Origin of the sequence: Vibrio sp. 03-59-1, assembly GCF_013114135.1 — a bacterium.
GTDB classification, from domain to species: Bacteria; Pseudomonadota; Gammaproteobacteria; order Enterobacterales; family Vibrionaceae; genus Vibrio; species Vibrio cortegadensis.
On sequence record NZ_VTYA01000002.1, the window covers coordinates 42684 to 55438 of the forward strand.

Consider the following 12755-nt stretch of genomic DNA (forward strand, 5'->3'; position numbering starts at 1 on the left):
TACCAAACCTTATTTTTAATGAATACCGTCGCTAAAAAGGCATCTATCACCTTATGCATAACTGTTGATATGGGTAATCACTTCATTTGTTGTCGCATGACAAAGTAGATCAATTATCAACAGGTTCCCAATTTACATTTATTGGTCATTTAAACGTTTGGCATAAGAAAAATAGGTAAAAACGCCATATAAAATACAAATGATAATTGATCTCATTATCATTTGAGGTGTATGATGCGCAAAATAATATCAAACCTATAAATAGTTGTGCCATTTATATGAAATTTACTTATGTTTTTTTGGGGCTTTTAGTCACCTCTTTGCCCAGTTTTGCTGCGGAAGATTTTGATTGGTTGAGAGATGATTCTCGACAAGACCAGCGTGTGCTTTCTTACCTCGAAAGACAAAACCAAAAAACAGCACAGTTTCAGAATGGATACGACAACATCACACAGAGTTTGCTAACTCAATGGGATTCGATGGCCGCGGAGAAAGGTAAGGCACCGTGGGTTATTCAAAATGGTGAGGAATGGAATCTCACTCGACGAAAGGGGCGTTACGTTTTGCTGTCTCGCTCGGGTAGCAATGCTGAAGAGAACATTGTTTACGATTTCTCGTCTCGCCAAGCTGAGTATCAATACTTTCAAATCGGTCAGTGGCGCATTCAGAATAATGCTTTGTTGTTTACTGAAGACACCAATGGTAGCGAACAATACCGTGCCGTTTTCGTCGATCTTGAAAAAGGAAAGGCAGTAGAGCTAACGGACAATGTTGATAACGGTGTTTTGTTATCCGCTAACGGCAAATCTGCTTACGTCGTTGCGAAAGAATCACATACGCAGCGTCCACATCAAATTTTACGAATCGATATTCAAACACTTGAGAAACGAGTGATTTGGCAAGAGGACAAAACCGATTGGTTGATGTCCTTCTATCCCGCGGCAGATTCACATTACGCTCTAGTCCAAAGTAACAATGAGTCAACTACCGAGCAAAAGCTACTTGAATTAGATTCTGGATCGTTGACTTCGTCACTGCGCAAACCAGAAGCAAGTATTGAATATTACGCAGATGTTGCTCAAGGAAGGGTATTCATTAACAGCAATTTGGGTGGATATTTTGGATTGTTTGAGGTGAAGCTTGCCGATGTTATTGGGCATGGTAAGAACATCAAATGGACACCTTTTGCATCTTCTAAGAACAATGTTGAACAGTTCTATCTGTATGATGCTGGACTTGTGGCATTAACCAAGCAAAAGAGCGCAACCATACTCACCGTGTATTCATACGCTGGCAACGTTAAGAAATCGTTATCACTGGAAACAGAAGGTCGTGTCGCGTGGTTGAGTAGGCTCGGTGACTATGCTTCCAACAAGCTCCACATTCGTAGTATGTCTATGACGACACCGCCATTGTGGGAAGAGTTTGATGTTAAGGCTCTGGAAAAATCGGACTTCTCCCAAGATGATTATCGTGACTTCTCAAGCCAAGATTATGTTTCCCAACGTATTACGGTGAAAGCGAACGGTGTTGAGGTACCCGTATCTCTCGCTTATCGTAAAGACAAGCTGAATGAAAACGCCCCAGTAATACTCTATGGCTATGGCGCATACGGCTTTACCATGAAACCTTACTTCATGCCTCAGACGGTGAGTTTACTTGACCAAGGCGTGATCTATGCGATTGCACACGTTCGTGGCGGTGGTTACTTTGGTAACGATTGGCATGAACAAGGGCGTGGGATTCTAAAAGCCAATTCCATCAATGACTTTACAGCGGTAGCACAAGCACTGAAGCACTTTAAGCATAGTGAACGTGATGTTTACGCATTGGGCTCAAGTGCGGGTGGCACCTTAGTTGCGGGTGCCATTAACCAAGCTCCTGACTTGTTTGCTGGAGCGGTATTAAAAGTGCCGTTCGTCGATGTTGTTGCAAGCATGTCTGACACTTCTTTGCCTTTGACGGCGCAGCAATATGGTGAGTGGGGGAATCCGACCCTCACAGAGCAACGCAGTATTATGCAGGCCTATGATCCTATTCTTAATATCCGCAAAGACGCTTACCCGCCCATGTTGGTTCAAGTCGGGTTGAACGACCAACGTGTGCCTTACTGGGAAGGCGCGAAGTATCTCGCCACCATTTCGTCGGTCAGTGAATCGACAGGACCTTATTTGTTGCAAACGGATTTTAACTCTGGCCATAGCATGGATCCAAGACAGGCAAGAGAGCAACAAGCAAAGGAATATGCATTTCTATTATCACTAATTAAAACATCTAAAGCGGAGCAGTAAATGAAGCTTACCCCAGTGTCAGTAGCAGTACTTTCGGTACTTGCTGCCAGTCAAGTGCACGCAGAATCTGACGTTTACTTTATGGAAGAGGTGGTCGTTACCGCTAACAAAATTGATCAGCCCCTATCAAAAGTGGCTGGCAGTGTTGCGGTGATTACGGAAGAAGAAATTGAAGCGAGAGGTGAGACGGAGCTTTACGATGCACTACGTAATGAGCCGGGTGTAAGCGTTACAGGTGGTGCTGGGCGTCCTCAAAACATCACCATCCGTGGTATGACGGGCAACCGAATCATGATTGTCCGTGACGGTATCCGTTCAGCAGACGGCTTTGGTGCGAATGATATTAACGATGCGGTTGGTCGAGATACTTTCGATTTATCCAATTTTCAATCTCTTCAAATCATCAAAGGTGCGAGTTCTTCTGTGCATGGTTCTGGTGCCATTGGTGGTGTCGTGATTTTGAAATCTAAACAACCGGGCGATTTTCTTAAAGATAAGGATTTCTATACAGACGTTTCTGGTACCTACACCGACATCAGCAACAAATACAAAGCGACGAGTAATCTAGCGTTCCGCTCTGGTGATACAGAGAGTCTGTTCAATGTTTCTTATTGGCAAGGGCAAGAGACGCGTAACTTTGATGAAGATTTATACAACCGTGATCTCGATGGTTACAGTGGTGCTTACACCATCAACCATTTTTACAGTGATGAATTGATGCTGACAGCACACGCTGAGCTTTATACTCAGAATCAAGAGCGCTTAGAAGGGTCGCCTTCCGTTCAGCCAGACGGCATTTGGCATATTGAAAACTTTGCCGAAGATGAAAAATCAGAAGAGTACAGTGCGTATATCGGCGCCGAAATCACGCCGCTGGAACCGACTTGGTTCGAAGAGTTAGACACTAAGATTTACTGGCGTTATACCGAAGTGGTTGAAGACACGAACCGTCTAATGCGACAAGTCGATCATAACGGCTTGCTGACCAAGCGTCGCGAGCTAGAGCATAAGACGTTCATTGATGAAACGATTGGCTTTCGAGGCGACTTTACTCATACCCTCTATGCCGCAAACACTGATCATCAATTAGCTTACGGTGTTGAGCTGGCTACCGATTACTACGAACGTACTGATAGCGACTCTAAAATTGACTGGAATGGCGTTACGCCTTCTACCAAGCAACCTTTTGCTCCTGCTCGTGCCTACAACATCGGCTTATATGTAAGAGACATGGTGGAACTGGATAAGTGGACTATTACTGGCGGCTTACGCTTTGATGCACACCGTCTTACGCCTGATGGAAAAGGTGACGTTGGTGGCTTCCCACTGAAAGACATTGATAGCTCGGAAGTCTCTCCAAGTTTGTCGGTTTCTCGAGAAGTGTTCACCAATAACATTGTTTATGTTTCTTACAACCATGGTTATCGCGCTCCGGAATACGACAAAGCGTATGGTTTCGTAAACCATGATTTTGTTCCGTTAACGCCTTTTGTTATCGCACCTAACTTAGATCTAGAAGCCGAAACGTCAGACTCATTCGAAATTGGTCATAAGTTCGATAACGGTCGCGCACATCTTTACGTCTCTGCTTTTTACAACAAGTTTGAAAACTTCATCGATGTTGTGACGACAGGCTTTGATTCAAGCACCGGTAATTACATCAAACAGTACCAAAACCTCGATGGCGTAGAGACATACGGTGCTGAGCTTTCTGCCGCTTATGCATTAACCAAAGAGTGGAATGTAGGTACCAAGTTTGGCTATGTGGACGGAAAAGAAGCCGACAGTGACTACATTCGAAGCATCACTCCTTTCGAAGGTAATGTAGAAGTGAACTACACCAATCAAGACTTTAGTGCTTACGCATTATGGAATTGGGCCGCTGCGATGGATCGCGTTCCAACGTGTCAAACTTCCCTCGGCTTAGCAACCGAATGTGCACAAACCAGTGCTTGGAACACGGTTGATATTGGTGCAACTTACCACGTGTCCAAAGACCTTCGTGTGAGTGCGACCGTCGTGAACTTGTTCGATAAAGAGTACATCCGCTACCAAGACGTTGCAGGGATCGCAGAAGAGAGCAAACGCTACTCAACTGAGCCAGGCCGTTACATTACAGTGAATGCTAAATACGAATTCTAGGATGAAATCATGAAGTTAAAACCATTAGCGCTTTCACTCCTTATTGCCTGTGCCACGACGGTACAGGCCGCTGAGTGGGATTATCCAGCAGCCAGTGCCAGTGTGAATAATGAAGCAGAAGCGAAAACGTACCTCGACACGAATTATGCCAATGCAGGAGAGTTTAAGTATCGCTACAAAACACAATCCCAACTTGGTGCACATTACAATTTTGACGTTTGGGTGAAGGGGGAGTATCAAGCGCAGCGCACTGTGGTTGTAACAACGGACAAAGAACATCATGTCGTTCGTGTGTTTAAAAGCTTTGAAGATACGATCATCCGTAATGGTGAACCGATGATCGCAGCAGAGTTAGAATCGCCGCGTGAGCTACAGGCGCAAGAGCCTCCAGCACTTAGCTCGGGTAATCTGATTGATATTGAGGTTTCTCTATTCAACCCTGACTTACGTACGATGCAGCAGCAAGCCGCACCTGATTCTACTTGGGCATCCTTAGCGGGTTACCCTCAGCCGATTGAGTACGTGACCAAATCTATTGAGGTTTTACAGTCGGGCGGTAAGTTCTATCTGTCTAATCCGCGATTGAAGCAAGTAGATGCAACCGGATTGTTTGCGGTGCCAGCACCTGGTGAAGCGCCTGTACTCGATACGTCTAATTTCCTCACCACAGAAGGCGTTCAAACGTTTGATAGCCTGGCAGAGATGCAAAACACGGAGTTTGGAGACAATGCGTTTCCACAATTAATGGCGTTTTACCACCTTGATAGCTCGATGCAATATTTGACGAGCTTAGCCTACGATTTGTTTGATGAGCCGCTGCGTTTTGACGCACGAGGGTTATCAAAAGACAACTCTACTTACTATTACGGACCGAAAGCATTGATGCTTGGTGTGGGTGGCGTTTCTCCTGATGCGGTCGATGGGGATGTGGTTCTGCATGAGTTTGGTCATGGTATTCATTATCAAATCGTACCGGACTGGGCTTATGGTCATACCGGCGCTATTGCAGAAGGTTTTGCCGATTACTGGGCAGGCAGCGCAAGCTACAAGATTCAATACCTTGATACGTCACGTCGTGGTCAAGAGTTCGATCTGGATACGGTCTTCAACTGGGATGGCGTGTTCGGTACACGTAAAACGACTCGCAGTTTATGGAACCAGCACGCTCGTTACTTTGAAAACTCAGAATACCCCGCGCACGTCAGTGTCGGTGGCGAATTGGGTGACGAGTTATGGTCTACGCCGTTGTTCCAAGCGTTAAAAGCTTCGGTTGAGCGTTATGGTGATGGATCTGACGGCGTTTTTCGCGAGTTTGATACCATCATTCTAGAGGGCATGTTCGGAATTGGGCGTGGAGTAAAAATGCATGATCTTGCGGAATCGACGGTATTTGCCGCAAGCGGTTTGTTCCCGGACAAAGAGTATGCCCAGTTACTAACGGACAGCTTTAATAAACATGACCTACTTAAAGCACCATTTCGCGTTCGTTATGATGCTCGATACATCGCGCAAAGTCAGAATGTTGGGCTAAACCTTAGTCAAATGGGCCGAGAAGCCAACATCAAAGGTCAATGGCAGCTGAACAATGCATCGGTGTTTGATATTGATGAAACGTTGTCAGATGCAAGCGCAATGAAAGTGGCGCTTCCAAGCAATCTAACCTGTGGTATGCAGTTTGATTCTACAGTGTCATTGGACTACCAATTTGGCGACAGCTTGAAGACACATCAATGGGCAGAGAGCGTTGCATTAGTGAATGGGACACCAAAATTAGAAATACAACCTCAAGCAGTGAACTCTTCGTTGCCTGAACAGGGCGACAGACTATTCTCTCAAACGCTATCAGACAAATCTCGCACGATTGACGATTCCTTCGCTGTTTACCTGAATATCGAGCATGACTCACTACAAGATCTACAAGTGACGCTAGTGTCACCTCAAGGTAAATCGGTTGTGTTACTCAGCCATCAATCAAGCAATACCAATGGATTTAAAGGTTACTTCACAGCTCAGTATGACGAGGAGCTACAAGCGCTTGTCGGTCAACCGAGTTGGGGTACTTGGCGTCTCGAAGTATCTGACCGTGTGTCAGGAAACTCTGGGGTGTTGAAAGAGTGGGGTGTGAGTCACTTTGCTCAGTATCAGTGCAGTGCTGATACCACTAATGAAAGTGATAGCGGTGGCGCGGGTGGTAGTGGTTCGCCTTTTGCCTTATTTGGACTGTTATTGCTTTCAATGGTGAGAGTTATTCGCTCTCGATAAACCACATACTATTAATCAAAAGAAGATAAATCTATGAAGTTTCAATATTCTTTCATTGCTGCATCATTAGCCCTAGTTGGCTGTGGCGGCGGTTCTGGTGGTGACACGACAGCGCCGACTTATGATGTAGCGGGCACCATTGTTTCACAAGGCACACTTCTTGATACACCAGTATGTGTCGACTTAAACCAAAACTTTGCTTGTGACTCGACTGAGCCAAATACAAAGAGTGATAATTCAGGTAAATTTGCGCTGAACTCGGGCAACAAAAACATTTTGACTAGCACGATTCTGGCTCAAGTTGACCAAGGTTCAAGTCAGACACTTAGCCTCGCTACTCCGGGCCAAAACCTAGCGACTGGAAATACAATTAACGGTGTTACGACGCTGATGGCAGGTTTGGTTGTGGATGGTAAAACCGTCGCTCAAGCTGAAGAAATTGTAAAAGCTCAACTCACCGATGCAGGCGTTTCACTGTCTGGTTCGGTCATGTCTAATGCAAGTGCTAGTGAGTTCGATCACCTAGAGCAAAACGCGGTAGCACTGTTGGCAGAAATGCAGCCTGATCAAATGACGAAAGGCGTTGCCCTGCTTGCTCAAAGCCTGAGTTATCAAAGTAAATCGTTAGCTTCAGAATTACTGACTCAAGCAGAGGCCAAAGTGTTTGCAGAGGAAATTTCAGCGGTGGCAGAGCAGACCGTTGGCAGTAACGATACTGGCGTAGTTCTTCACTTTGCTGATGGCGCAGCAGACGTAGCAGAAGTTCAAACTTCTTACCCTGGTCAAGATGCGGAATACGGTTTTGATAAAGATGACAAGCAGGTATCAACAGGTGCTGGCTTTAAGTTCGTTAAGCTAGATTCACAAGGCGCAACATTGGCTGCGGACGCAACCGAGTGGGTTTGTACAATGGATGAGCGCACTGGTCTAGTGTGGGAAAACAAGAGTGCGGACGCGAGTTCTGTTCAATTTAAAGATCGTACATTCGTTTTTGAATCAGCAACATTCAAACCGTATTACGAAGATCTCGAAGTGGTTGGTTGTGTGGATGCCGCTGATGGCATCTGTTCAACAAGTCAATATGTTGAACACATAAACAAGCAGTCGCTATGTGGCATCACGGACTGGCGTCTACCAACATACCAAGAGTTCTATGATGCTCTGGACTTAGGTGAAACAGAGAAAGATACCGACGGTAATGTTTATGGTATGACGATGGATTATTTCCCCCAGCAGGGTAAGGGCAGTCCAGATATTGAATCGGGTGCAATTTGGTTAAGTGATTTCACATTTAACAACTACTCTACTTATAACTATGAAGGTGCACTTCAATTTGCAGTAGTGGCTGCGAAAGGTGCAGACCGAGGTTACGTTAGCTTTGTTGAGATTTATTCTGACAAAGTGGAGCGTGATACTGGTACATCATACCAATTCCCAATCCGTCTAGTAGCAGTTAAGGGCCAATAAAATGAAGAAAATAATGACCGCGCTATCTCTTGTTCTGGCTTCTCAAGTTGCCATGGCTGCACAAGAATGTTCCACAGATTTTGGCAAGACAGCACCAAATTCTCGTTACACTTACTCTGATGCTGGGACGATAACTGACTTAAAAACGAGCCTGACGTGGATGCGTTGTCCTGTAGGACAATCATGGGATACAGCGAATAAGGCATGTTCTGGCGCCGCGACTAAGATGTCATGGCAGTTAGCTCTATCAGCCGCAGAGCAAATTCGAAATGAATCAGGCAACCATGCTTTGCATGACTTCGCTGACAAAAAGAACTGGCGTTTACCCAACATTAAAGAGTTGGTCGCGTTGACTGAACGTGCTTGCCATAGCCCTGCGATGAACGGCACTGCATTCGCAAGTGGTTACACGCTAGAAGTGGGTGACTATGCAGGCTATATCTGGAGTAACACTCCGAACGGTGATGGTTCAAACGTAATGGTGTTTGACTCAGGGAATGGCGAAGTTTACAACTGGAATCCACTAGAACCGACGAACACTTTTTCTCTGCTACTGGTGACAGGCGAAGAGTAACTGCCATCATACCTTTGTTCAAAGGATGCCATTTTTCGAGTCAAGTTATCCTATAGAATGTTTCACGTATTAGAGAATTAACAATAGAGTGCCTCAAGTGAATTGGGCTTTGAGGCGCTCTATATTTTATCGTTAATAGAAAAACACACACTCTCTTTCTATATTCATTCAAGAATATTAAAAAGCACTATTAGATGTATGTTATCCCCCTTTGATAATAAATCGCGGGAATTAAACGGCTATTTTTTGGCTGGATTTATATATCCTTACGATGTGATAAACATTAATTAAAGCACAAAAGCCATTCATAAAGACTACCGGCCAGGCTCCGATAGCTAAGCCATACACCACAAACCCGATACAGCCAACAAAGTTAATATAACGAAGCTTTTTTATATCGCTCATTAAAAGCGATATGCCGACGAATAATGAAGACAGGTAACCCAGCATATCCGGAGTTAACATCATTAATCCTTAAGAGCTGTCTCTAAAGCCAGCTCCATCATTTGGTTAAAGGTGGTTTCACGCTCTTCTGCAGTTGTCTCTTCTCCACTAATGATATGGTCAGAAACAGTCAGAATACTCAGAGCTTGAACATGGCTTTCTGCAGCAATAGCAAATAATGCCGAAGTTTCCATTTCACAAGCAAGAATGTTCATTTTCAGCAGAGCTGGCATTAGATTTGGGTCTTTTCCATAGAATAGATCGTTCGTGAAAATACTACCGAAACGAGCAGGAATTTTATGGCTATCAGCAGTTTCCCAACAAGCTTTCAGTAATTCAAAATCTGGTACCGCTGCATAATCGTAACCGGCAAGGCGTGTTCTATTTGTTGTAGAAGCCGTACTTGCACCTGTTGCGACAATAATATCCCGAACAAAAATATCGTCGGAAACACCGCCACAACTACCTACACGGATCAACTTTTTTACATTGTATTCGTTGATTAGCTCATGGGCATAAATAGAGACAGATGGAATACCCATACCATGCCCCATTACTGATATTTTTTTACCTTTGTAATAGCCGGTATAACCAAACATATTTCGTACATCACAAACTTGCTTAGCACTCTCTAGATAATGTTCGGCAATGTACTTTGCTCGCAGTGGATCACCTGGAAATAATACAGTTTCAGCAAATGCACCTTGAGGTGCGTTAATATGTGGAGTCATATTGATACCCTTAACAGTTAACAGATTTATTGCTATGTTATTCCTACTTACTTAAAAGCATCAGGACACTTGTCTGGATCGGAGTTGTTCTGTTCACAAAAATAATCGCAGGTCATCGAAGTGAATAAAATCAAAGAATTATCGAAGCATGGTCATGCGTTATTCTGTCAGCTTTTGGAAAAACAAGAACTAAAAACCAAACATTTTCAGCCTGGTGACTATTTACTAAAACAAGGACAAGAGATCTGCGAGCTGTATTGGGTTGGAATGGGCGAGTACAGTATTGATCATACCGCTAAGAATGGACGTGGCTTGAGTTTAGGTCTCTTTTTTGCCGACAATCGCTTGTTTGGAGAAGTCGAATTTCTTACAGATACCAAGTGCCAGTTTGATATCCGTGCCAGTGATATACTTGAGGCTAAAGTTGTACCTGTAAGCCTTATTTCTGAATTTATGCAGCAAGAGCCCATGCTGGCTATTTGGCTAAGCCAGTCATTGTCAGAGAAATACCAGGATACTATGTCGGTGGCCATGAACCGAATTTTATATCCTTTAATTTACAACGTCGCTTGGGATATTGAGCAACGCTACCTCGAAGCTAAACCTAAAATTAATTTTGCTCAGGCATATAAAGAAGCTGAACGTTTTGGTTGTTCAGAGCGAACCTATAGCCGTGTGGTTCATCAATTGCTTGACTTGGGGTTTGTCGAAAAGATTGGTAACCAATTAAAAGTTAAGAATATTGAAAAATTGTCAGCTTTTATTGAGACCCAAAATCTGGCTTAAATGATCATTAACGAAGATCTATAAAATTAATCTAAGCTCACCATGAGTAACAGTGAGCTTAAGATTCATTTGGGTTATTGAAGAATGCGAGAGCCTAAAAGAAAAACTCATCCAATTTACTCTAAGGCTGCTCTTTGTTGGTTAATGACCAAAGATAGACCTGCTTGAGCAAGCTGATTCTTTTACGAAAGCGTCGCTTTGGCTGAACACAATGAGTGTTTGATGAACCTACTTTCAATTTTAATGTTGATTTCATTTCGCCTCCATCCAGCAGCACAATGCACCTCCTACGCCGTAAGCAAACAGATCTTTCCAATCAAATGTCGCGCCTAAAATCATGGCAAGAAGTGAGGGTGATTCGATACCAAGCCAAGTCGCCACCTGTAATAGCTGTCCAAATTCGACAACAAACGCTATTAATACCACCAACGCAGCGAGCCATTTGACGGGCATTGAGAGGATGCTCGCCAACAAGTAGTAAAGCCAAACAACAACCAACACATCACCGAATGTCGGGCGAATAAAGCTGTCTCGAACGTAAAGCGCGATGACCACCAGAGCGATGAAACAGATGAAGCTTTTAAGCCCATTTATTGTAGATAAACGAAAGTAAATACCGGTATTATTGTCATTCATTTCGCTTTGCTGACGGGCAAAAATATTCTGTTTAAGCATCTTCATTTGTAGCCTTTACTTCGTCTTCCACTTTTATATTGCGGGCATACCAGTCAACGTTGCGTGTGATCACCATAGTGAAGCTCAAAATCGCGAAGCACAGCAATGCGCCCATGACTAACGCGTAACTTTCTGCTTGAAGCAACCCAAACAATAAGCCGTAGATCGTGAGCAATAACACACCAAATACCGTGCCATGCTTTAGGTTATTCAACATACCACTGACGTACACGCTCAATAGACCCGTCGATGCCACCGCTGACACGACATATGCCCAGTTGAAACCTAGGTGCTCACTCATCGAAATCAGCAGCAAATAGAAAAGCGCCAGAGCCAAGCCAATAAACCCATATTGCACAGGGTGGACTGGACGCGCTTGAAACAGTTCCAACAGAAAGAAGCTCGCGAATACTAGCGTTATCACTAATAGTGAGTAATTCACAGCGCGATGAGATTTCAAATAGTGATCAACGGGATCAATCAAATCCACGCCCATTTGTCGTTGCTCAAGCTCATAGCAAGCGCTGTTTGATGACAGGCAGCTTTGGAATAATTGCGCGATATTGGTAGAGAAGTTATTACTTACCCACTGCGCTTTAAATCCATCTTCAGATATATCTGACGCTACTGGTAAGTAGTCACCGATAAAGCTAGGGTGTGCCCAAGGAGAAGACAATTCCACCGTAGTTTCGCTGCCAATTGGCGTTATTTGCAGCTGTCCCATCCCTTGGAGTAAGAAGTTAAGGCCGAATGCCAAAGGTTGTTCTGTTTTCAGGTCATCCAGTTTTAGTTCACTATGGAAACCTTGTGGTAGCTGATCTAATCCGGTTCCTGGTATCACTTCAATATCTGAGCTTGCGAGCGTCATGTCATCAAGGCGAATCAGTCCGCGACTGTCTTCAATGCCAACCACAAGGCTGATGTTTTTAATATCAAGATCATGCAGTGCCGCTAAGTCGTCTGCATCAAAAACACCGTTAAGCGCCACTTGCGCTTTGTATAAACGCGCACGGTAAATACCGCGATATTTTTCAAAACTGTCCAGATCAGCGCTCATATCGAAGGTATTAGGTAAGAGGAATTTACGGCGTTCTTTAATCTGGACTTTTTCATCTCGATAGCTGGTCTCGGTGTAGTTCACCATGATGAAAGGACCAATGATGCGTTGTTCGCCACTGCTGCTGCGTGCTATGTCATTCCTTACTTCATCTTGGCGATACGAACGTTCTGAGATCAGCCCAGTGACCATTGAAAGGGGGATTTGCAGTAAGACAAACAAAAACAGCACGAAGGCGAACTTCATGCCGAGCTGATTATTGAGGATTTTTTTCATGTTTTATTCTCCATTTGCTGATGTAGATAATCTAAATCAGCAGTTTGGAG

The 12755-nt window shown here is 44.2% G+C and carries 11 protein-coding genes; 6 read left to right on the top strand and 5 right to left on the bottom strand.

The window, feature by feature from the left end; translation table 11 throughout:
- The first annotated feature begins 278 nt into the window (after positions 1-278).
- Genes F0249_RS02070 through F0249_RS02090 form a run of 5 tightly spaced genes read left to right on the top strand, consistent with a single transcriptional unit; the run spans position 279 to position 8736 of the window.
- Positions 279-2291 (top strand): prolyl oligopeptidase family serine peptidase, encoded by a 2013-nt coding sequence (locus F0249_RS02070; protein ID WP_171755701.1) that lies wholly within the window; start codon positions 279-281, stop codon positions 2289-2291.
- Positions 2292-4433: a TonB-dependent hemoglobin/transferrin/lactoferrin family receptor gene (locus tag F0249_RS02075; protein ID WP_171755702.1), complete on the top strand. Its 2142-nt coding sequence runs from the start codon at positions 2292-2294 to the stop codon at positions 4431-4433.
- A 9-nt stretch (positions 4434-4442) separates the two neighbouring features.
- Positions 4443-6695, top strand: a complete 2253-nt coding sequence (locus F0249_RS02080; protein WP_171755703.1) for a proprotein convertase P-domain-containing protein — start codon at positions 4443-4445, stop codon at positions 6693-6695.
- Positions 6696-6728: 33 nt separating this feature from the next.
- Positions 6729-8162: a DUF1566 domain-containing protein gene (locus F0249_RS02085; protein ID WP_171755704.1), complete on the top strand. Its 1434-nt coding sequence runs from the start codon at positions 6729-6731 to the stop codon at positions 8160-8162.
- 1 nt (position 8163) lies between these two features.
- Positions 8164-8736, top strand: coding sequence for a DUF1566 domain-containing protein (locus F0249_RS02090; RefSeq protein WP_171755705.1), 573 nt, complete (start codon positions 8164-8166; stop codon positions 8734-8736).
- 231 nt (positions 8737-8967) lie between these two features.
- On the opposite strand, the gene F0249_RS02095 is transcribed toward F0249_RS02090, so the two are convergent.
- Together F0249_RS02095 and deoD are read right to left on the bottom strand one after the other, a co-directional pair.
- A complete protein-coding gene (locus F0249_RS02095) occupies positions 8968-9204 on the bottom strand; it encodes a YgjV family protein (RefSeq protein ID WP_171755706.1) in 237 nt (78 codons plus the stop codon).
- Positions 9204-9911, bottom strand: coding sequence for a purine-nucleoside phosphorylase (gene deoD, locus F0249_RS02100; RefSeq protein WP_017054777.1), 708 nt, complete (start codon positions 9909-9911; stop codon positions 9204-9206). The genes F0249_RS02095 and deoD overlap by 1 nt, the downstream gene beginning before the upstream one ends.
- A gap of 120 nt (positions 9912-10031) precedes the next feature.
- On the opposite strand from deoD, the gene F0249_RS02105 reads away from it, so the two are divergent.
- Positions 10032-10697 (top strand): Crp/Fnr family transcriptional regulator, encoded by a 666-nt coding sequence (locus tag F0249_RS02105; protein WP_017054776.1) that lies wholly within the window; start codon positions 10032-10034, stop codon positions 10695-10697.
- A gap of 121 nt (positions 10698-10818) precedes the next feature.
- Here F0249_RS02105 and F0249_RS20330 read toward each other — a convergent pair whose 3' ends face one another.
- From F0249_RS20330 to creD, 3 genes are read right to left on the bottom strand one after another with little or no spacing between them, the layout of a single operon-like run.
- Positions 10819-10953, bottom strand: coding sequence for a hypothetical protein (locus tag F0249_RS20330; RefSeq protein ID WP_301337534.1), 135 nt, complete (start codon positions 10951-10953; stop codon positions 10819-10821).
- Positions 10950-11378, bottom strand: coding sequence for a DUF2809 domain-containing protein (locus tag F0249_RS02110; protein ID WP_171755707.1), 429 nt, complete (start codon positions 11376-11378; stop codon positions 10950-10952). Before F0249_RS02110 ends, F0249_RS20330 begins: the two co-directional genes overlap by 4 nt.
- The gene (gene creD / locus F0249_RS02115) at positions 11365-12705 is read right to left on the bottom strand and encodes a cell envelope integrity protein CreD (RefSeq protein WP_171755708.1); all 1341 of its coding nucleotides are present in this window, start codon (positions 12703-12705) and stop codon (positions 11365-11367) included. The genes F0249_RS02110 and creD overlap by 14 nt, the downstream gene beginning before the upstream one ends.
- Positions 12706-12755 lie beyond the last annotated feature (50 nt).

Bases quoted from the DNA above. Each gene is read 5' to 3' on its own strand.
- deoD (WP_017054777.1), bottom strand. From the start codon at position 9,911: ATGACTCCACATATTAACGCACCTCAAGGTGCATTTGCTGAAACTGTA.
- F0249_RS20330 (WP_301337534.1), bottom strand. From the start codon at position 10,953: ATGAAATCAACATTAAAATTGAAAGTAGGTTCATCAAACACTCATTGT.
- F0249_RS02070 (WP_171755701.1), top strand. From the start codon at position 279: ATGAAATTTACTTATGTTTTTTTGGGGCTTTTAGTCACCTCTTTGCCC.
- F0249_RS02085 (WP_171755704.1), top strand. From the start codon at position 6,729: ATGAAGTTTCAATATTCTTTCATTGCTGCATCATTAGCCCTAGTTGGC.
- F0249_RS02095 (WP_171755706.1), bottom strand. From the start codon at position 9,204: ATGATGTTAACTCCGGATATGCTGGGTTACCTGTCTTCATTATTCGTC.
- creD (WP_171755708.1), bottom strand. From the start codon at position 12,705: ATGAAAAAAATCCTCAATAATCAGCTCGGCATGAAGTTCGCCTTCGTG.
- F0249_RS02090 (WP_171755705.1), top strand. From the start codon at position 8,164: ATGAAGAAAATAATGACCGCGCTATCTCTTGTTCTGGCTTCTCAAGTT.
- F0249_RS02110 (WP_171755707.1), bottom strand. From the start codon at position 11,378: ATGAAGATGCTTAAACAGAATATTTTTGCCCGTCAGCAAAGCGAAATG.
- F0249_RS02075 (WP_171755702.1), top strand. From the start codon at position 2,292: ATGAAGCTTACCCCAGTGTCAGTAGCAGTACTTTCGGTACTTGCTGCC.
- F0249_RS02080 (WP_171755703.1), top strand. From the start codon at position 4,443: ATGAAGTTAAAACCATTAGCGCTTTCACTCCTTATTGCCTGTGCCACG.